An 18,500-nucleotide genomic window follows, 5' to 3' on the forward strand; every position below is an offset into this window, starting at 1 on the left:
GGAATGACCACATCCATCGCAGACCTTCGCAAGAGCTACGAGCGTGCCGAGCTGAACGAAGACGCTTCGCACGCCGCCCCCCTGCAACAGTTTGACCAGTGGCTGAAAGAAGCCATCAGCGCCGAAGTGCCGGAGCCCAACGCCATGACGCTGGCCACGGTGGGCAGCGATATGCGCCCCAGCACGCGCATCGTGCTCATCAAGGGCTATGACGAGCGCGGCATTGTCTGGTTTACCAATTACGACAGCCGCAAGGGCCGCCAACTGGCGGGCAACCCCTACGCCGCCATCCAGTTCCATTGGGTGGAGCTGGAGCGCGTGGTGCGCATTGAAGGCGTGGTGGAAAAGGTGAGCGACGAGGAAAGCGACGAATACTTCCACAGCCGCCCGCTCGATTCGCGCATTGGCGCCTGGGCCAGCCCGCAAAGCCAGGTGATTGCGGGGCGCGGCGTGCTGGTGGCCAATGCGGCCAAATACGGCGCGCAGTTCATGCTGAAGCCCCCGCGCCCACCGCACTGGGGCGGCTACCGCCTGAAGCCCGACCAGTGGGAGTTTTGGCAAGGCCGCAAGAGCCGCCTGCACGACCGCCTGCGCTACCGGCTGGACGGCACCGACTGGGTGCGCGAGCGGCTGGCACCATGAGGCACCAGTCTCTGCACCTACAACCCGCTGTGCACCACCAACACCCCGCTACGCGCCTGCGCACGGCCCTGTGCCTGGCAGCCGCCTGCGCCGCACTGGCCGCGTGCAAGCCGCAGTCTGCCCCCCAGCAGCCGGCCGCGGCCACGCAGCAAGCCAATGAGAGCTTTGCCACATTGGCGCAAGCCTGCACGCAGTGTGTGGCGGCCCGCACGCCACATGTGGGCAAGGCCGACATTGCGGGGAATAGCGTCTGGACGAAAACGGGTTACAGCCCGGCCCAGGTGCAGCCGGAAGTGATGGCCACTGAATCGGCCGTGACGCCGTTTGTCGGCAAGATCGTCATCAAGGACAACGAGGCACGCGCCACCGCTGCGACAGAGGCGGAAGCCCAGGCCATCACCCTCACCCCGGCGCACCTGCTTTCCAACCGCACGCACACCTTCGTCTACAGCTTCGACGGCCAGCAGTGGCGCTGGCAAAACGGGCAGCGGCTGACCAAGATACCGGGCCAGAACGACCGCATGGACGAGCTGGCGCTGACCGAGGTGTCTGCCCCCGGGCCGCAGGGCTTTGCGGGCTGCCTGCCCGCCAGCGCCACAACGCCTGCCGCTACCAAATAGATAGCTACCAGCGCTTGATAGGCGAGCGCTGGTAGCTATTTTTATATCAAGCCGATTTACAGTTTGGCGATGGACACCTCGGTCGACTTGACCAGCGCCACCACGTCAGAGCCGACGACCAGGCCCAGGTCGTCCACCGAGCGGGTGGTGATGACAGAGGTGACGACGCCCCAGGGCGTTTCGACATCGACTTCCGAGACGACATCGCCGCGAATGATTTCGCGCACTTTGCCCTTGAACTGGTTGCGTACGTTGATGGCTTGGATGGACATGGTTTTCTCCTTGAAAAGTCCGTGGATGGGGAAAAAGTGAAAGGGGTTCAGACCGCCCAGCGCAGGCCGTGGGCGGGCACGCCGGGCCAGCCTGCGGGGGCTGCGGGTTCGGGGTCGCGGTCGGGCTTTTGCAGCACGCGGTCGAGGATGCGTTTTTCAAGCTGCGCAAACGCCGTATCGCCGTGCACGCGGGGTCGTGGCAGGTCAATGCGCTGGTCCAGCGCGATCTGGCCGTCTTCGATCAGCACCACGCGGTCGGCCAGGGCCACGGCCTCTTGCACGTCGTGGGTGACGAGCAGCGCGGTAAAGCCGGTGCTGCGCCACAGGCCTTCAATCAGGCGGTGCATTTCGATGCGGGTGAGCGCATCGAGCGCGCCCAGCGGTTCATCGAGCAGCAGCATGCGCGGGTTGTGCACCAGGGCACGGGCCAGGGCCACGCGCTGGCGCTGGCCGCCGGACAGGCGCGCGGGCCATTCGTGCAGCCGGTCACCCAGGCCCACGCGGCCCAGCACATCGGCCGCCGCGCCGCGCTGCGCGGGCGGCAGGCCCAGGGCCACGTTGTCAGCCACGCGCTTCCAGGGCAGCAGGCGCGAGTCCTGAAACATGATGCGGGTGGTGTCGCTCAGGCCGCTCACGCCCTCGCCGTCGATGCGGATGGTGCCGCTCGATACCGATTCCAGCCCCGCCACCAGGCGCAGCAGCGTGCTCTTGCCGCAGCCGCTGCGGCCCACGATGGCGACGAATTCGCCCGGCTCGATCACCAGGTCGGCCTTTTTGAGCACAGTGCGTGTGCCGTAGCGCTTGTCCACGCCACGCACTTCCAGGCGCACGCCTTGGGGTTGTGAAGATGAATGATTAGTCAAAATGCCCTCCCGCGCTTATGTAGCAAGCGCTAGCAGCTATAAAAATGTGAGCTTTGAAACGTTGGAGCATCAGGCCTGATAGCCGGGGTGCCATCTCAGCCAGTAGCGTTCGAGGCCCTTGGCAAACACATCCGCCAGCTTGCCTATTGATCCGGCACGGTTTATTGCAGAGTCCAGATGCCGTTCAACTTGAGCCCGTCGAGGGGCTTCGACACCTCAGCCCGAGCAAGGTTTACGAATAAAGCCTGCCGGATCAATAAGGCAATGCTGAACAAGTAACGTCATATCCATCGCACAGCCATTTGAATGCCAAATGGCCCGCAAAGATACTGTGCTTTGCCCCACAGGGCCTGTTTCGGGAGCCTTTGAGCCCCCTTCGGACCCTTACGGGCGCACCTGTCCCTGCAGGCGCCCTCGGGCAAGGTAGATGTTGGCCAGCGCCAAGGCCGTGAACGCACGCGTGGCGTTCTTTTGCAGCCCGCGATAGCGCACCTTGGTGAATCCCCACAGGCGCTTTACCACCGCAAAGACATGCTCGACCCGAGCGCGCACCCGTGACTTGTTGCGGTTCTTGGCCCGCTGAACTTCGTCCACCTCGCCCGCACGGCGGGTGCGCTGGTTGGTGAAGTCCTTGGCCCTGGGGGCTTTGCTCGCTATCAGTGTTTTCTGGCTGGCATAGGCCGAGTCGCCGTACACGCGTCGCTCATTGCCATGCAGCAGATCGGGCAGTGGGTGTTTGTCGTGCACGTTGGCCGCCGTCACCACGGCGCTGTGCGCCAGCCCGCTTTGGCTGTCCACCCCAATGTGCAGCTTCATGCCGAAATACCATTGCTGGCCTTTGCGGGTCTGGTGCATGTCGGGGTCGCGCGCCTTGTCGGCGTTCTTGGTAGAACTGGGCGCGGCGATGATGGTGGCATCCACGATGGTGCCGGTATTGACCTTCAAGCCGCGCTCCTGCAATTGCTGGCCTACCTTGGCAAACAGGGCTTCGCCCAGTTTGTGCTCATTGAGCAGTTTGCGAAACTTCAGCAGCGTGGTGGCATCGGGCACCCGTTCACGACCCAGGTCAATGCCCGCAAAGCGGCGCAGACTGGCACTGTCATACAGAGCCTCCTCGCACGCCAGATCGGCCAGGTTGAACCAGTGCTGCAGGAAGTGGATGCGCAGCATGCGCTCTAGGCCAATGGGCGGGCGGCCGTTGCCTGCCTTGGGGTAGTGCGGCTCTATCACCTGACACAGAGCGGCCCATGGCACTATTGTCTGCATGGTCCGCAAGAACTCTTCGCGTCGGGTGGGTTTGCGCGAATGCTCGAATCCGTTGTCTTGATCTGCGGCCATTGCCAGGGTCTGCTGCTTCATCTGCGGATAACGTTTGACCCCCCTCAACGGTGGACCTTAATCAGCGTTGCCTTAATTATTAGGCTGCGTCTGGTGGCTCTAAACAAAGGAATTCGAGCTGCCTCCAGCCTAGGGGCTGTTGAGAATCAAGCACAACGGCTCGGAGGGCTGTGATGCAATAGGCGCATGAGCATTCGATGGGTACTGACAGACGAGCAATGGGCCAAGATGGAGCCTCAATGCCTTGGCAAGCCAAGTGATCCTGGACGCAGCGGCACAGACAACCGCCGCTTCGTTGAGGCAGTGCTGTGGATTGCCCGCACAGGCAGCCCCTGGCGAGACCTGCCGCCAGAGTTCGGCAAGTGGAACACGGTGTTCAAACGCTTTAGAGACTGGGTTAAGGCCGATGTGTTCCAACGTCTGTTCGATGCAGTGAGCGAGCAGCCGGACATGGAATATGCGATGGTGGATGCCACGATTGTGAAAGTGCATCGGCACGGCCAGGGGGCAAAAGGGGGACTTCGGGCCAGGCCATAGGCCACTCGAGGGGCGGCATGACCACGAAGATCCTGGCGCTGACAGATGCATTGGGCAATCTGGTGAAGTTCGTCTTGATGCCAGGGCAGCGCCATGACACCAAAGGGGTCAGAGAGCTGATCGCTGATGTGCGCTTTGAAGCCTTGCTCGCCGACAAGGCCTTCGATGTGAATTGGCTGATCCAGGAGTTGGACAAGCGCGGGGCGCAGGTGGTGATCTCACAGATGCCGCGAAGGAGAGCGCCACTGGAGATTGACCTGGAGGTCTACAAATGGCGCCACTTGATCGAGAACTTCTTTTGCAAGCTCAAGGAGTTCAAACGTATCGCAATGCGCAGCGACAAGACGGATAGCAGCTTCGCAGCGATGATCTATCTCGCAGCTGGGGTTATCAACTCTCGCTGATTCTCAACACGTCCTAGTCAATCGAAAAGTACGTGACAGTCGCAAAGCAAGGGAAAGTTCTGCGTCTGCAGCAACTTGTGCCAATACATTCGTGACACTTTCTTCAGTCTCGGATGAAGAATCGTTGGGCACAAGAAAGGTTGAAAGCACCGTGAAAGCCGATTCTTCTCCACACATTGCCGCCTCGACTAACCACCGTTGACCGGCGACGACGGCTTCAACGTCCTGCGCATGGAGAAGAGTGAAGACGCCCAAGCTCGTTTTGGCAAGCTGCACACCTTGGCTAGCAGCTTGCTCAAGAAAAAAATTGCAGCGGATCGGTTTGCGAGGACCGATCGATAGTTGGCGCAGGCTCTGTATAGCTCGAACCAAGCCTCGGCCTCTCCCCCGTGAGCGGCACGGAGCAAGCGGGTGTACCCCTCCCGGTAGTTCAGCTTGGGGACCAGTTGGAGCGGTGCAATATGTCCGCAACTTGCGCCGACCTGTGCCCGTCCCAACACAAAGTTCGCATAAGCGTTTCCTCGCGCGCCGTGTTCTACGAGCTGTGCAAAGATCTCCGACGGTGGCACTGATAGATGAACCCGTCCGTGTTCAGCCTCCCTAACGGTATAAAGCACTTCCGAAATCAGAGTCAGCATTTCAACTCGCGCAAACAGTCACGCCCCTCGACCAATCAAAGGAGACGAATCTATTGGAACATGGACGTGATCGGCTCAACTGTGGTCGTTGGGGGCCACTTTGTCGAAGGGCGTACACACTTCCGCTTAGACGCTCGAGCCGGAAGGACGGGGGAGTTTCGCTGAAAATGATCCTGTTGATGTCATTGGATCACTTCTTCGCCCGGATGTCTCGCTTAGCCAACAGCGCGTCAAAGCTCTAAGAGTCGTCCTGTTGTTCGTTCGCCACGCAAATCATACTGCTGAGCGTCAAATATTTGCTCCCCTTCCAGTCTTCTGGTGCAATAACGACAACTTCCCAAAGGGAGGTTGGCCCCGGGACTCGGCGGGAGCACAAGAGTGCCTGCATTTCGTGAGCCTTTCGCAAGCGGAGCACCGATGTTTAACCTTGGAGAAACTTGCATGAAAAAGTCTTTGATTGCTCTGGCTGTTCTGGCTGCTGCCGGCGCGGCTTCTGCCCAATCTTCCGTCACAATCTTCGGCATCGTTGACGCCACCCTGCAGTTCGGCCGCGGCACGGTGTCCGACATGACCCGGCTGGGCAGCGGGGGGTTGAGCACCTCCCGTATTGGCTTCCGCGGCACGGAAGACCTGGGCGGCGGCATGTCCGCTTCCTTCTGGCTCGAAGCCCAATTTTTCGCCGACACCGGTCTTGGCGACAGTACCAACAGCAACAACCAGACCACTGGCACTTCCAATGCAACGGCCGGCACGCAGGGTCTGACCTTCAACCGTCGTTCCACAGTCAGCCTCGCCGGCCACTGGGGCGAAGTACGCTTGGGTCGCGACTACATTCCGCCATACGAGAACACGATCAGGTTCGACCCGTTCAGTGTGATTGGAGTCGGCGGCACCCTGCTCCACCAAATCGGCAGCTCCGATGCTGTCGGTGGCCCGGTCGCCCAGCGTTCTTCCAACGGCGTCACCTACTTCCTCCCGCGCAATTTGGGCGGCTTCTACGGCAGTGTCCAGTACCACATGGGCGAGAACAGTCAGAATGGCGCGGCGACGGAAAACGACGGCCGTGGCATGGGCATCCGCCTGGGCTACGCTGGCGGTCCCGTCGATGTGGCCATCGGTACCCACCGCGCTGACTACGCTGCCGGCGACACGCGTAGAACCAACCTTGCTGGTCAGTGGGACTTCGGCGTCGCCAGGGCCATGTTCCAGATCGAGCGCGCCAGGAACGGCACGCTGGACGGCAAGGGCTGGATGGTCGGCAGCCGGATCCCGGTCGGCGCCGGCGAAATCCGCGCGGCCTACTCTGTCTACGAGACCGACCTAGCTGGCACCCCGGAATCCAAGAAGTTGGCTATCGGCTACACGCACAACCTGTCCAAGCGCACTGCCGTATACACGACGTATGCTCGCCTGAAGAATAACGCCGCCGCGCGCGTGGCATTGAACGGCTCCAGCACCGGCTTGGGCAGCTCGTCCAGCGGGCTGGACATCGGTCTGCGCCACAGCTTCTAATTCCTCTGGCTGGCCTTCGCCAGCCAGAGGAATTTTGAAAAACCGCCTGTCTACTCGGTGTAAAAAATCTGCAGGCCGGGTTTAAGGGAATGTCCCGCGAAACGGGACATTTTTGTTCAAGTCCTTCGCGAGGGGACTGGGTCATGGAATTGCTCGCCTGTGGGTTGAACACAAGTGAAGCTTCTTCGAGGTCGAAGCTCGCACAGCTGCAGTTGTACCTCTGTGCGCGCCGGTACCGACGCGCTCGGGCACACTAAGTTCCAGGCCGTGCACGCGGGGGCGTCGAGCATCAATGCCGGCACGCGATGCATGTTTGCATGCGTGGTGGCGGGGAACACCGCGCCCAGCGCTTCAGGCACGCTGAACACCTTCATTCAGAACTTGGCGGCCTCGGTGCCTTCGATTCACAGGCCCAGGAAGTCGCGGCTGCCGTCGACCAGCACGCCCGCGTCCTCCTTGATCTTCACGCGCAGCGCGTCGAAGAACACCACGGGGTATATCGGCTCTAGCGGGCGCGCCTGCCGGGCCGTGACTTCGGCCATCACCGCCTCGAAACGCAATGATTCACTCATCTTGTCATCGGGAGTGCTCTCGCAAAATCGAACCGGTTCAAAAGAACCGATTAAGGCAACGCTGATTAAGGTCCACCGTTGAGGGGGGGCAAACGTTATCCGCAGATGAAGCAGCAGACCCTGGCAATGGCCGCAGATCAAGACAACGGATTCGAGCATTCGCGCAAACCCACCCGACGCGAAGAGTTCTTGCGGACCATGCAGACAATAGTGCCATGGGCCGCTCTGTGTCAGGTGATAGAGCCGCACTACCCCAAGGCAGGCAACGGCCGCCCGCCCATTGGCCTAGAGCGCATGCTGCGCATCCATTTCCTGCAGCACTGGTTCAACCTGGCCGATCTGGCGTGCGAGGAGGCTCTGTATGACAGTGCCAGCCTGCGCCGCTTTGTGGGGATTGACCTGGGCCGCGAACGCGTGCCCGACGCCACCACGCTGCTGAAGTTTCGCAAACTGCTCAATGAGCACAAACTGGGCGAAGCCCTGTTTGCCCAGGTAGGCCAGCAATTGCAGGAGCGCGGCTTCAAGGTCAATACCGGCACCATCGTGGATGCCACCATCATCGCCGCGCCCAGTTCTACCAAGAACGCCGACAAGGCGCGCGACCCCGACATGCACCAGACCCGCAAAGGCCAGCAATGGTATTTCGGCATGAAGCTGCACATTGACGTGGACAGCCAAAGCGGGCTGGCGCACAGCGCCGTGGTGACGGCGGCCAACGTGCATGACAAACACCCTCTGCCCAATCTGCTGCATGGCAATGAGCGGCGTGTGTACGGCGACTCGGCCTATGCCAGCCAGAAAGCACTGATAGCGAGCAAGGCCCCCAGGGCCAAGGACTTCACCAACCAGCGCACCCGCCGTGCGGGCGAGGTGGACGAAGTTCAGCGGGCCAAGAACCGCAACAAGTCACGGGTGCGCGCTCGGGTCGAGCATGTCTTTGCGGTGGTCAAGCGCCTGTGGGGATTCACCAAGGTGCGCTATCGCGGGCTGCAAAAGAACGCCACGCGTGCGTTCACGGCCTTGGCGCTGGCCAACATCTACCTTGCCCGAGGGCGCCTGCAGGGACAGGTGCGCCCGTAAGGGTCCGAAGGGGGCTCAAAGGCTCCCGAAACAGGCCCTGTGGGGCAAAGCACAGTATCTTTGCGGGCCATTTGGCATTCAAATGGCTGTGCGATGGATATGACGTTACTTGTTCAGCATTGCCCTAACAAGGCGTACAGCAAGATGCCCACGAGCACGATGTCGGTCTGCAGAAACTCGCGCGCATTCATGGTCAGGTAACCAATACCGGCCTGCGCCGAGATGGTTTCGGCCACGATCAAAATCACCCACATCAGCCCCAGCGAAAATCGCAGCCCCACCAGAATGCTGGACAGCGCCCCGGGCAGGATGATTTGCCGGTACAGCTGCCAGCGGCTCAGGCCATAGGTGCGGCCCATCTCGATCAAGCCTGGGTCCACATTGCGGATGCCGTGGAAGGTGTTGAGGTAGATGGGGAAGAACACCGACACGCTGATGAGGAACAGCTTGGCCGATTCATCAATGCCAAACCACAGGATGACCAGCGGGATGAGCGCCAGCGCGGGGATGTTGCGCACCATCTGAATGGTGGAGTCGAGCAGCGTTTCAAACAGCCGCACCGAGCCGGTGAGCAGGCCCAGCAGCAGCCCCAGGCCGCCGCCAATGGCCAGACCGGTCAAGGCCCTGCCAGCGCTGACGCGCACATGCGTCCACAGCTCGCCCGAGGCGGCCAGGGCCCAGGCGGCCTTGATCACATCGAGCGGCGCGGGCAGCACGCGGGTAGACAGCCAGCCTTGCGACGAGGCCACCTGCCACAGCGCAATCAGGCCCACCGGCACGGCCCAGGGCAGCAGGCGCTGCGCAAATTGCCGGGCAAAGTGCAGCACGGCGGCGGGTAGCACGGGCGCTTTGAGGGGCAGGTCCACGGCATCGGCCAGGGATGCCACGGGCGGTTCTTTGGCGGTGTGTGTCATGCGTTGCGTCCTGTTTTGATGAGGTCAGCTTTGCGATGCGCGCGGCACAAAGTCATTGGCCACGGTTTCGCCAAACGGCCCCAGCGGTGTGCCGCCCAGAGGGTTACCAAACAAAGGGTTGCCGCTGGAAAGCTGCTGGCGCAGCGGCAGGGGCAGCAGCGGGAAAACCAGCTCGGCAAAGCGGTAAGCCTCGTCCAGGTGCGGGTAGCCCGAGAGCACAAACGTGTCCAGCCCGAGCGCCGCGTATTCCTCAATGCGTGCCGCCACCGTTTGCGGGTCACCCACCAAGGCGGTGCCCGCGCCGCCGCGCACCAGACCCACGCCCGCCCACAGGTTGGGGCTGATTTCCAGGTCTTTGCGGCTGCGTTTGGCACCACCAGCGTGCAGGGCAGCCATGCGGCGCTGGCCTTCGGAATCCATGCGTGCAAACACGGCCTGGGCACGCACCACGGTGTCGTCGCTGACGTGGCTGATGAGCTCTTCGGCGGCGGCCCAGGCCTGCTCGTCCGTCTCGCGCACGATGACGTGCAGGCGAATGCCGAACTTCACGGTGCGGCCGTGCTTGGCGGCACGGGCACGCACATCGGCCACTTTCTTGGCGACCTCGGCCGGGGGTTCGCCCCAGGTCAGATACGTCTCGACCTGCTCGGCTGCCAGGTCGTGCGCGGCGGGGGATGAGCCGCCAAAGTACACCGGCGGGTGCGGCTGCTGTAGGGGCGGAAACAGCAGCTTGGCGCCCTTCACGCTGAGGTGCTGGCCGTCGTAGTCGAACGATTCACCGCTGTGGCTGCGCGCGAGGATCTCGCGCCAGATGCGGATGAACTCGGCCGATTGTTCATAGCGCGTGGCGTGGTCGAGGAACACGCCGTCGCCCTCCAGCTCGGCCTGGTCGCCGCCCGTCACCAGGTTGATGAGCAGCCGCCCGCCCGAGAGGCGATCAAACGTGGCCGCCATGCGCGCCGCCAGCGCGGGCTGGTGCAGGCCGGGGCGCACGGCCACCAGAAACTTGAGGTTGCGCGTGACAGGCAGCAGGCTGGCCGCCACCACCCACGGGTCTTCGCACGAGCGGCCGGTGGGGATGAGCACGCCCTCATAGCCCAGGCTGTCGGCCGCTACGGCCACTTGCTTGAGGTAGTCGTGGTTGAGCTGGCGGGCGCCTTTGGAAGTGCCAAGGTAGCGGCTGTCGCCGTGGGTGGGGATGAACCAGAAAATTTTCATGAAGACCTCTGAGACGGTAGGTAGAGCAAAAAATCAGGACCGGGCGGCGGGCCGCCAAACGATGTCGGCTACGTTCACCGGCTTGGGGATGAGACCGAGCTTGAAAAACGCATCGGCCACACGCTGCTGATCGGCCACGGTGGTGGGGCCGAGCACGTCCACAGGCGATGACGGGCGGCGCTGGATGAACAGGCTCACCACGCCCGCGTCCAGCCCGCTGAAGTCGGCAATGAGCTTGATGGCGTCTTTGCGCGCCTCTTGCGCCAGGCGGTCGGCACGGCTGAGTTCGTCAAACAACACGCGCAGCACCTGCGGGTGGGCCTGCACAAACGGGCGGGCGGCCAGGTAGAACGAGTTGTTGCTGCTCGCCAGGTCGCGGCCAGTCGCGAGGACACGGGGCTGGATGGCGAGTTCGGTGGCGGCGTAGAACGGGTCCCAGATCGCCCAGGCGTCCACGCTCTTGCGCTCGAACGCGGCGCGGGCATCGGCCGGGGCCAGGTACACGGGCTGGATGTCAGCCCACTGCAGACCCGCCCGCTCTACCGCCTTGACCAGCAGGTAGTGCGCGCTGCTGCCCTTTTGCACGGCAATGCGGCGGCCCTTCAGGTCGGCCAGGGTGCGCAGGGGCGAATCTTTCAGCACCAGCAGGGCCGAGCTGTCGGGCTTGGGCGGCTCGGCGCCCACGTAGAGCAGGTCTTTGCCCGCGGCCTGGGCGAACACGGGGGGCGAGTCCCCGGTCAGGCCGAATTCCAGGCTGCCGACCGACAGGGCTTCGAGCAGTTGCGGCCCGGCCGGGAATTCCAGCCAGCTCACCCGCGTGCCGGGGAAGCGCTTTTCCAGCACGCCCTGCTGCTTGAGGATGACGAGGTTGACGGCGGACTTCTGGTAGCCGATGCGCAGTTGCTCGGGGCCTGGCACGGCAGGGCTTTGGGCCTGGGTGTAGCGGCTGGCCAAGGTCCAGTGAAAGGCGGTGACGCCCAGCAGTTGCAGCGCGCGGCGGCGCTGGGGGCTCAAGGTAGGTCGGGTCATGGGGGACTCCTTTTTGGGGTGTGCGCAGCCCGGGCCTTACAGCCCCACGGGCGCGGCGTGCAGCAGGTTGAGCTTTTTGGGGATGAGCTTCAGGTCGAAGAACGCATCGGCAATGGCTTGCTGCTCAGCCAGGATCTCGCGGGTGACGGGTGCGGTGCCGAACTGGGCGCGGTCCAAGTACAGGCGGGTGATGGCGGTATCGAGCCCCAGCACGGCAGACAGCTCGGTGGACGCGGCATCTTTGTTCTTCGACGCCCAGCGGTCGATGGCGTTGATCTCTTCCACGGCAATGCGCAGCACTTCGGGGTGGCGGCTGGCAAAGTCGCGCGAGCTGAAGTAGTACGCCCGGTTGTTCACCACGCCCGTGGCGTCGGCCAGGATGCGCGCGCCCAGCGTTTTCTGGGCCGAGGCGAGAAAGGGGTCCCAGATGATCCAGGCATCGACCGCGCCTTTTTCAAAGGCGGCGCGCGCATCGGCCGGGGCCAGGAAGACGGACTGCACATCGGCGTACTTCAGGCCGTGCTTTTCCAGCAGCTTGACCAGGAAGTAATGCACGTTGGAGCCCTTGTTGTAGGCCACGCGTTTGCCCTTCAAGTCCGCCACGCTGCGGATGGCGGAGCCGCTGGGCACGATCACGGCTTCCAGCGCGGGGCGTGGCACGGTAGCCCCGGCGTACACCAGCGGCGCACCGGCGGCCTGGGCAAAGATGGGCGGGGCCTCGCCCACATCACCAAAGTCGATGGAACCAACGTTGAGCGCTTCGAGCTGCACGGGGCCGGCGTTGAATTCCGTCCAGGTCACTTTCACGCCCAGCGGTGCCAGGCGCTTTTCCAGCGTGCCACGGGCTTTGATGATGGAGAGCCAGCCTTTTTGGTGGCCCACCCGCAGCACGTCGCCTGCGCTGGTTTGGGCCCATGCGGGGGCAGCCAGGCCGGTGGCGAGCAAGCCCGATGCGATACCGGTGGCAAGGACCTGGCGGCGGGATGGGGAAAAACGGTGTGTCATGCGATGTTCTCGGTAAAAGGGTTGCAGTGCCTGGGGGTACGGCCGGGCAAAGCTGCGCCCTGCCCTGCAAAAAAGGCATCTCTGAAGGGTTCAAAAAATGGAGGGGGGGTTGGGCGGGGCCTGCGGCTGGTGCTGCAGGCCCGGTTGCGCCCTACACGCTACATCGCACCTGCGAGAAGGCCACGGGCTCAAAGCGCCCGGCCACGGGCGGCGTGGGCCGCAGGGTCTCGGTGATGATCAGGTTCACAGCGTCATCCAGCCGCACGGCCACGTCGCTGTGCACGTCATAGCTGCCTTCGGGCGAGAGGGTGACCTGCGAATCGGTGGCGTAAATGCCGGGAAGGATGTGCTTGGCCCCCAGCGACTGCAGCACGGGCCGCAGCGCGTAATCCAGCGCCAGCATGTGGTGCGGGCTGCCGCCCGTGGCCAGCGGCAGCACGGTTTTGCCCTTGAGCGCCGTTTGCGGCAACAAATCCAGAAACACCTTGAGCACGCCGCTATAGGCCGCCTTGTAGACCGGAGTGGCCACCACCAGCACGCGGGCCTTGGCCACCTGGTCGGTAGCGGCCACCACGGTGGGGTGGCCAAAGTCGGCCAGCAGCAGGGCCTGGGGCGACAGGTTGCGGATGTGGATGCGGTCCGCCAGGGCGCCCCGGGCGTGCAGGCGCTGCGATACGGCATCGAGCAAGGCGGCAGAGCGGGAGCGCTCGGAGGGGCTGCCGGCAATCAACAAGGCGGACATGGCGTTCCTTCACTATTATTTTGATAGCTGCTTGCGCTTTATCAGAAAGCGCCAGGGGCACTTTTTAGGCTCTTCTAGCGAATAGTAGTGATGGAAATCGCCGTACGTCTGTAGACGGCAATTTCGACGTACGACATTTATCGAGTGCATCACTAGCATTCGCTAGAAGAGCCATTTTTTTATTCAAAAGACAAGGCTCCGCCCTGCCCGCCGGGTTGGGCGGGTTCTTCGGGCCTGGGCGGTGCCCAGGCGTTTGAAGGGGTGCGGGGCGGGCCTGCCGGTTTACTTCTTGGTGTAGATCTGGTCGAAGCTGGCGTTGTCGGCAAAGTGGTCTTTGGCCGCCTTGTCCCAGCCACCAAACGCGTCGTTGATGGTGAACAGGTTCAGCTTGGGGAACTGCTTGGCGTACTTGGCCTTGGCTTTGTCAGACACCGCAGGGCGGTAGAAATACTTGCCCGCAATGTCCTGGCCTTCTTCGGTGTAGAGGTACTGCAGATAGGCCTCGGCCACGGCACGGGTGCCCTTCTTGTCCACGTTCTTGTCCACCACCGCGACGGCGGGCTCGGCCAGGATGGAGATCGAAGGCGCAATCACGTCGAACTTGGCGCCGAACTCTTTCTCCAGCAGGTAGGCCTCGTTCTCCCAGGCGATCAGCACATCGCCCTGGTTGCGCTGCGCAAAGGTGATGGTGGAGCCGCGCGCGCCGGTGTCCAGCACGGGAACGTTGCCGTACAGCTTGGCCACGAAGTCCTTGGCCTTAGCGTCACCGCCATATTTGCGCTTGGCGAATTCCCAGGCAGCCAGGTAGTTCCAGCGCGCGCCGCCCGAGGTCTTGGGGTTGGGCGTGATCACCTTCACATCGGGGCGCACCAGGTCGTCCCAGTCCTTGATGCCCTTGGGGTTGCCCTGGCGCACCACCAGCACGATGGTGGAGGTGTAGGGCGAGCTGTTGTGCGGAAGGCGCTTTTGCCAGTCTTTCGGAATCCAGCCGCCGTTGGTGTGCAGCGCATCGGTGTCACCCGCCAGGGCCAGCGTGGCCACATCGGCTTCTAGCCCGTCGATGATGGAGCGCGCCTGCTTGCCTGAGCCACCGTGGCTTTGCTTGATGGTCACGTCCTGGCCGGTTTTGGCCTTCCAGTGCTTGGCAAAGGCCTGGTTGAAATCCACGTACAGCTCGCGGGTCGGGTCGTAGGACACATTGAGCAGCGTCACAGACTGTGCAAACGACGGCAATGCGGTCAACGCCAAAGCGCCTGCAAAGGTTGCGGCCAATGGAAACTTGATAAAGTCGCGGCGAAAGTTCATGGGGGTCCTCGGTTTTGAATGTGGGCGGTGCAAAACACCGATGAAACGCATTCTGGAAGGCCCTCTTAAAAACTGGAACCAATAAGATTTCAGTTCTTAATACCCAAAACATCTGAAGACTGCCCCGCGCAGCCTTCGTACCCACCCCATCACAAGAAGGAAACACCATGGCACGCACCGTCCAATGCATCAAACTCGGCCAAGAGGCAGAAGGCCTGGACTTTCCGCCCTACCCCGGCGAGCTGGGCAAGCGCATCTGGGAAAACGTCAGCAAGCAAGCCTGGGCTGACTGGCTCAAGCACCAGACCATGCTGGTCAATGAAAACCGCCTGAACCTGGCCGACGCCCGCGCCCGCCAGTATTTGGCCAGGCAGATGGAAAACCACTTCTTTGGCGGCGGCGCAGACGCCGCGGCGGGCTACGTCCCGCCCAGCGCGTAACGCAGCAAAGCGAAGTGCAGCGCTGCAAAAAGTGGTTTCGCCAAAATCACTTCTTTGGCGGCGACGCAGACGCCGCAGCGGGCTACGTCCCGCCCAGCGCGTAACGCAGCAAAGCGAAGTGCAGCGCTGCAAGAAATGGTTTCGCCAAAACCACTTCTTCGGCGGCGGCGCAGACGCCGCGGCGGGCTATGTCCCGCCCAGCGCGTAACGGAGCAAAGCGAAGTGCAGTGCTGCAAGAAGTGGTTTCGCCAAAATCACTTCTTTGGTGGCGGCGCAGACGCCGCGGCGGGCTACGTCCCGCCCAGCCAGTGAGTGAGTGATCTAACGCAATAGCGACAGATCCCGCTTCGGGTACAAACCAAACCCAGCACGGCGCCCTTGTGGCGCCCTTTGTTTTTCTGGGCCGCGCGCAAGGCGTGCACGGGCCCGGTGTTCAGCACTTGCATACCCCATGTCCGAGCCCATCGACTGGCTGCCCGACGGCACCCCCTACAGCCCCCGCTTTGGCGACCGCTACCACAGTGAAAACGGGGGGCTGGACCAGGCACGCCGCGTGTTTCTGCAAGGCTGCGGCCTGCCTGCGGCCTGGGCTGGGCAGCCCCAGTGGCGGGTGCTGGAAACGGGCTTTGGCTTTGGGCTGAACTTTCTCGTCACCTGGGCTGCATGGCGCGCCGACCCGCAACGCCCGCGCCTGCTGCACTTCATCTCCACCGAAGCCTGGCCCGTGAGCGCTGCCGACCTGCTGCGTGGCACCGCCGCCCACCCCGACCTCGCGCCCCTGGCCGAGCAACTGCACGCCCAGTGGTGGGGCCTGCTGCCCGGCGTGCACCGCCTGGCGTTTGAAGACGGCCGCGTGCTGCTCACGCTGTATGTGGGCGATGCGCAAGAGATGCTGCGCCAGCAGGCGCCCACCGCCGACTCGGTGTACCTCGACGGCTTCAGCCCCTCCGTCAACCCCGATATCTGGAGCGCCCACACCCTCAAAGCCGTGGCGCGCTGCTGCCGCCGGGGCACGCAGCTGGCCACCTGGACCATTGCCCGCGCCGTGCGCGATGCGCTGGCCGAGTGCGGTTTTGAAGTGCAGCGCGTGCCCGGCGTGCCCCCCAAACGCGACAACCTGCACGCCACCTACAACCCCCGCTGGGAACCCCGTGCCCGCACGGCCACGCTGCCCGACGTAGCCCCCCAAGCCAGCGCGCAGCACCCGCATTGCCTGGTGATTGGTGGCGGGCTGGCAGGTGCCGCCGCTGCCGCCAGTCTGGCCCGCCGGGGCTGGCAGGTGCAAGTGCTAGACCAGGCAGCCGAACCCGCTGCGGGCGCATCGGGCCTGCCAGCGGGTGTGTTTGCGCCCCATGTGTCGCCCGACGATGCCGTGCTCTCGCGCCTGTCGCGCAGCGGCGTGCGCACCACCTTGCAGCAAGCCAGCCAACGCCTGCAGGCCGGGCAAGACTGGGGCCCCACCGGCGTGCTGGAACACCGCACCGACGGCACCCCCGGCTTGCCCGCCGACTGGCACGCAGGGCCAGGCGCCGACTGGACCATTCTCGCCCCCGAATCAGCCCGCGAACAAGCGGGCCTGCCGCCGGATGCCGTGGCCTGCTGGCACAACCGGGCAGGCTGGATTCGCCCACCCCAGCTGGTGCGAGCCCTGCTGCGCGAGCCTGGCGTGACCTGGCGTGGCCAGTGCGCCGTGGCCAGCATGCGCCCCACGCCGGGTGCTGATGCCGCCGCCCCCACCGAATGGCAAGCGCTGGATGCGCAAGGCCAAGTGTTGGCCCAGGCCCCTGTGGTGGTGATTGCCGCAGGCGCAGGCAGCCCCCCCTGCTGGCCGAGCGCTGGCCCCTGCAACCCGTGCGCGGGCAGGTGTCCTGGGGCCGCTATGCCGCGCACCTGCCGCCACCCGCGCCCTTCCCAGCCAATGGGCATGGCAACGTGGTGCCGTCGTTTGGTGTGGGGCAGACCCACAACCCTGCGGAACCGGCAGAACCGGCTACGGAACGCGGCTGGATCATGGGCTCGACATTCGAGCGTAACGTGACCGAACTACCTGCCAGCGCACCAGACCAGCTCGCCGCCCACCAGGGGCAATGGAACAAGCTGCAAACCCTGATGCCCACCGCCGCCCGCGCCCTGGCGCCCCGTTTCGAAGCCCGGCTGGCGGCTGGCGAGCAGGCCGATGGCGCGGCCGCCTCGGTGGAACACTGGGCCGCCGTGCGCTGCACCGCCCCCGACCGCTTGCCCATCGTGGGGCCGGTGGATGCCGCCACGCTGCCCGGCCTGTGGGTGTGCACCGCCATGGGCGCGCGGGGGCTGACTCTGGCCCTGCTGTGCGGCGAATTGCTGGCCGCCCGCCTGAACGGCGAACCCCTGCCGCTGGACGCCAAACTGGCCCGCGCACTGGCGAGCGAGCGGATGTAAAAACGCTGTGTGGACTGCCGGAAAACTGATTGGCCACCAGCTTGGCACCTCTTACAACACGTCTTTATATCTATATTTGCATATTAGAAGCACAAAATAATAGTTTGCTTCCATAAGAAGCCCCTCTACATTCGCCGCCATGCATGAATTGGCGTTTGTCTTTGCGGGTTTCGCGGTGGGTCTGATCGTCGGACTCACGGGCGTGGGCGGTGGCTCGCTGATGACGCCCATCCTCATCTTCTTTTTCGGCATCAAGCCCCACATGGCCGTGGGCACCGATTTGCTGTTTGCGGCTTTCACCAAGATGGGCGGCACCGTCAGCCTGGCCCGCCAGCGCCTGGTGCCCTGGAAAGTGGTGGGCCAACTGTGCGCAGGCAGCATTCCGGCCGCCCTGCTGGCGCTGTGGGCGCTGCGCACCCTGGGCCCGGCCAGCGCCACCGCGCAGCGCATCATGACCACCACGCTGGGCTTTGCCCTGCTGCTCACAGCCGCTGCCACGCTCTACAAGGCGATTGTTTTTTCTGCCCAGCGCCAGGCCGCTCAAAACGCCGCACGCAAGGCCCACACGGGTGACGTCACCCGCCCACGCCACTGGAGCCTGCCCGTGCTGCTGGGCGCCGTCATCGGCACGCTGGTCACGTTCACCTCGGTGGGCGCAGGCGCCATCGGCGTCACCGTGCTGCTGCTGGTCTACCCCATGCTGCCGCTGCCCCGCATCATCGGTGCCGACATCGCCTATGCCGTGCCATTGACCCTCGTGGCCGGTCTGGGACATGCATCGCTCGGCTCGGTGGACTGGCCTTTGCTTGCACAATTGCTGGCGGGCTCGCTGCCCGGCATCTGGCTGGGCTCGCGCCTGGTCACCCGCACCCCTGAGCGCCTCATCCGCTCGGCCCTTTCTCTGTTGCTCGCCTGGGCGGGCTTCAAACTGATTCTGATCTGAGTCTTCTC

Annotated in this window: 15 protein-coding genes and 3 pseudogenes; 8 read left to right on the forward strand and 10 right to left on the reverse strand. The window is 63.7% G+C overall.

The window, feature by feature from the left end:
• Window positions 1-3 precede the first annotated feature (3 nt).
• Both pdxH and PQV96_RS09805 read left to right on the forward strand, forming a co-directional pair.
• Window positions 4-642 (forward strand): pyridoxamine 5'-phosphate oxidase, encoded by a 639-nt coding sequence (gene pdxH, locus PQV96_RS09800; RefSeq protein WP_066694213.1) that lies wholly within the window; start codon window positions 4-6, stop codon window positions 640-642.
• Entirely contained in the window at window positions 639-1,262 is a 624-nt protein-coding gene (locus PQV96_RS09805; RefSeq protein ID WP_273625135.1) for a hypothetical protein, read from the forward strand. Before pdxH ends, PQV96_RS09805 begins: the two co-directional genes overlap by 4 nt.
• Before the next feature lie 56 nt (window positions 1,263-1,318).
• Here the strand turns inward: PQV96_RS09805 and PQV96_RS09810 are convergent, their stop codons facing one another.
• From PQV96_RS09810 to PQV96_RS09820, 3 genes are all read right to left on the reverse strand, one after another.
• Complete coding sequence (locus PQV96_RS09810) at window positions 1,319-1,534, reverse strand: TOBE domain-containing protein (RefSeq protein ID WP_010461298.1); 216 nt, start codon at window positions 1,532-1,534, stop codon at window positions 1,319-1,321.
• A gap of 47 nt (window positions 1,535-1,581) precedes the next feature.
• On the reverse strand, window positions 1,582-2,397 hold the full coding sequence (locus PQV96_RS09815; protein ID WP_420482195.1) for an ATP-binding cassette domain-containing protein: 816 nt from the start codon (window positions 2,395-2,397) through the stop codon (window positions 1,582-1,584).
• Between the two features lie 384 nt (window positions 2,398-2,781).
• Window positions 2,782-3,756 (reverse strand): IS5 family transposase, encoded by a 975-nt coding sequence (locus PQV96_RS09820; RefSeq protein ID WP_273625136.1) that lies wholly within the window; start codon window positions 3,754-3,756, stop codon window positions 2,782-2,784.
• A 207-nt stretch (window positions 3,757-3,963) separates the two neighbouring features.
• On the opposite strand from PQV96_RS09820, the pseudogene PQV96_RS09825 reads away from it, so the two are divergent.
• Together PQV96_RS09825 and PQV96_RS09830 are read left to right on the forward strand one after the other, a co-directional pair.
• A pseudogene (locus PQV96_RS09825) lies at window positions 3,964-4,676 on the forward strand (IS5 family transposase).
• Window positions 4,677-5,755: 1,079 nt separating this feature from the next.
• Window positions 5,756-6,826, forward strand: a complete 1,071-nt coding sequence (locus PQV96_RS09830; RefSeq protein ID WP_207375648.1) for a porin — start codon at window positions 5,756-5,758, stop codon at window positions 6,824-6,826.
• A gap of 304 nt (window positions 6,827-7,130) precedes the next feature.
• On the opposite strand, the pseudogene PQV96_RS22345 reads toward PQV96_RS09830, so the two are convergent.
• A pseudogene (locus tag PQV96_RS22345) lies at window positions 7,131-7,377 on the reverse strand (transposase); the annotation flags it as partial.
• A gap of 126 nt (window positions 7,378-7,503) precedes the next feature.
• On the opposite strand from PQV96_RS22345, the gene PQV96_RS09840 reads away from it, so the two are divergent.
• On the forward strand, window positions 7,504-8,478 hold the full coding sequence (locus PQV96_RS09840; RefSeq protein WP_273625137.1) for an IS5 family transposase: 975 nt from the start codon (window positions 7,504-7,506) through the stop codon (window positions 8,476-8,478).
• A 113-nt stretch (window positions 8,479-8,591) separates the two neighbouring features.
• Here PQV96_RS09840 and ssuC read toward each other — a convergent pair whose 3' ends face one another.
• From ssuC to PQV96_RS09870, 6 genes are all read right to left on the reverse strand, one after another.
• Window positions 8,592-9,392, reverse strand: a complete 801-nt coding sequence (gene ssuC / locus PQV96_RS09845) for an aliphatic sulfonate ABC transporter permease SsuC (RefSeq protein ID WP_273625138.1) — start codon at window positions 9,390-9,392, stop codon at window positions 8,592-8,594.
• A gap of 24 nt (window positions 9,393-9,416) precedes the next feature.
• Entirely contained in the window at window positions 9,417-10,610 is a 1,194-nt protein-coding gene (gene ssuD / locus PQV96_RS09850; RefSeq protein WP_207375727.1) for an FMNH2-dependent alkanesulfonate monooxygenase, read from the reverse strand.
• 33 nt (window positions 10,611-10,643) lie between these two features.
• A complete protein-coding gene (locus tag PQV96_RS09855) occupies window positions 10,644-11,639 on the reverse strand; it encodes a sulfonate ABC transporter substrate-binding protein (protein ID WP_273625139.1) in 996 nt (331 codons plus the stop codon).
• A 36-nt stretch (window positions 11,640-11,675) separates the two neighbouring features.
• Window positions 11,676-12,644, reverse strand: a complete 969-nt coding sequence (locus tag PQV96_RS09860; protein ID WP_273625140.1) for a sulfonate ABC transporter substrate-binding protein — start codon at window positions 12,642-12,644, stop codon at window positions 11,676-11,678.
• Window positions 12,645-12,795: 151 nt separating this feature from the next.
• Window positions 12,796-13,386, reverse strand: a complete 591-nt coding sequence (ssuE, locus tag PQV96_RS09865) for an NADPH-dependent FMN reductase (protein WP_273625141.1) — start codon at window positions 13,384-13,386, stop codon at window positions 12,796-12,798.
• A 282-nt stretch (window positions 13,387-13,668) separates the two neighbouring features.
• Entirely contained in the window at window positions 13,669-14,691 is a 1,023-nt protein-coding gene (locus PQV96_RS09870; RefSeq protein WP_273625142.1) for a sulfate ABC transporter substrate-binding protein, read from the reverse strand.
• A gap of 167 nt (window positions 14,692-14,858) precedes the next feature.
• On the opposite strand from PQV96_RS09870, the gene PQV96_RS09875 reads away from it, so the two are divergent.
• From PQV96_RS09875 to PQV96_RS09885, 3 genes and pseudogenes are all read left to right on the forward strand, one after another.
• On the forward strand, window positions 14,859-15,131 hold the full coding sequence (locus PQV96_RS09875) for an oxidative damage protection protein (RefSeq protein WP_044400580.1): 273 nt from the start codon (window positions 14,859-14,861) through the stop codon (window positions 15,129-15,131).
• Between the two features lie 451 nt (window positions 15,132-15,582).
• Window positions 15,583-17,549 (forward strand): annotated as a pseudogene (gene mnmC, locus PQV96_RS09880) (bifunctional tRNA (5-methylaminomethyl-2-thiouridine)(34)-methyltransferase MnmC2/FAD-dependent 5-carboxymethylaminomethyl-2-thiouridine(34) oxidoreductase MnmC1).
• Between the two features lie 139 nt (window positions 17,550-17,688).
• Window positions 17,689-18,492: a sulfite exporter TauE/SafE family protein gene (locus PQV96_RS09885; protein ID WP_273625143.1), complete on the forward strand. Its 804-nt coding sequence runs from the start codon at window positions 17,689-17,691 to the stop codon at window positions 18,490-18,492.
• The last annotated feature ends 8 nt before the right edge of the window (window positions 18,493-18,500 follow it).

This window comes from Acidovorax temperans (genome assembly GCF_028596105.1).
Taxonomy (GTDB): Bacteria; Pseudomonadota; Gammaproteobacteria; order Burkholderiales; family Burkholderiaceae_C; genus Acidovorax; species Acidovorax temperans.

Coding starts and splice junctions, on each gene's coding strand:
- PQV96_RS09805 (WP_273625135.1), top strand. CDS start 639: ATGAGGCACCAGTCTCTGCACCTACAACCCGCTGTGCACCACCAACAC.
- ssuE (WP_273625141.1), bottom strand. CDS start 13,386: ATGTCCGCCTTGTTGATTGCCGGCAGCCCCTCCGAGCGCTCCCGCTCT.
- PQV96_RS09860 (WP_273625140.1), bottom strand. CDS start 12,644: ATGACACACCGTTTTTCCCCATCCCGCCGCCAGGTCCTTGCCACCGGT.
- pdxH (WP_066694213.1), top strand. CDS start 4: ATGACCACATCCATCGCAGACCTTCGCAAGAGCTACGAGCGTGCCGAG.
- PQV96_RS09840 (WP_273625137.1), top strand. CDS start 7,504: ATGAAGCAGCAGACCCTGGCAATGGCCGCAGATCAAGACAACGGATTC.
- PQV96_RS09875 (WP_044400580.1), top strand. CDS start 14,859: ATGGCACGCACCGTCCAATGCATCAAACTCGGCCAAGAGGCAGAAGGC.
- PQV96_RS09830 (WP_207375648.1), top strand. CDS start 5,756: ATGAAAAAGTCTTTGATTGCTCTGGCTGTTCTGGCTGCTGCCGGCGCG.
- PQV96_RS09870 (WP_273625142.1), bottom strand. CDS start 14,691: ATGAACTTTCGCCGCGACTTTATCAAGTTTCCATTGGCCGCAACCTTT.
- ssuC (WP_273625138.1), bottom strand. CDS start 9,392: ATGACACACACCGCCAAAGAACCGCCCGTGGCATCCCTGGCCGATGCC.
- PQV96_RS09810 (WP_010461298.1), bottom strand. CDS start 1,534: ATGTCCATCCAAGCCATCAACGTACGCAACCAGTTCAAGGGCAAAGTG.
- PQV96_RS09855 (WP_273625139.1), bottom strand. CDS start 11,639: ATGACCCGACCTACCTTGAGCCCCCAGCGCCGCCGCGCGCTGCAACTG.
- PQV96_RS09820 (WP_273625136.1), bottom strand. CDS start 3,756: ATGAAGCAGCAGACCCTGGCAATGGCCGCAGATCAAGACAACGGATTC.
- PQV96_RS09885 (WP_273625143.1), top strand. CDS start 17,689: ATGCATGAATTGGCGTTTGTCTTTGCGGGTTTCGCGGTGGGTCTGATC.
- ssuD (WP_207375727.1), bottom strand. CDS start 10,610: ATGAAAATTTTCTGGTTCATCCCCACCCACGGCGACAGCCGCTACCTT.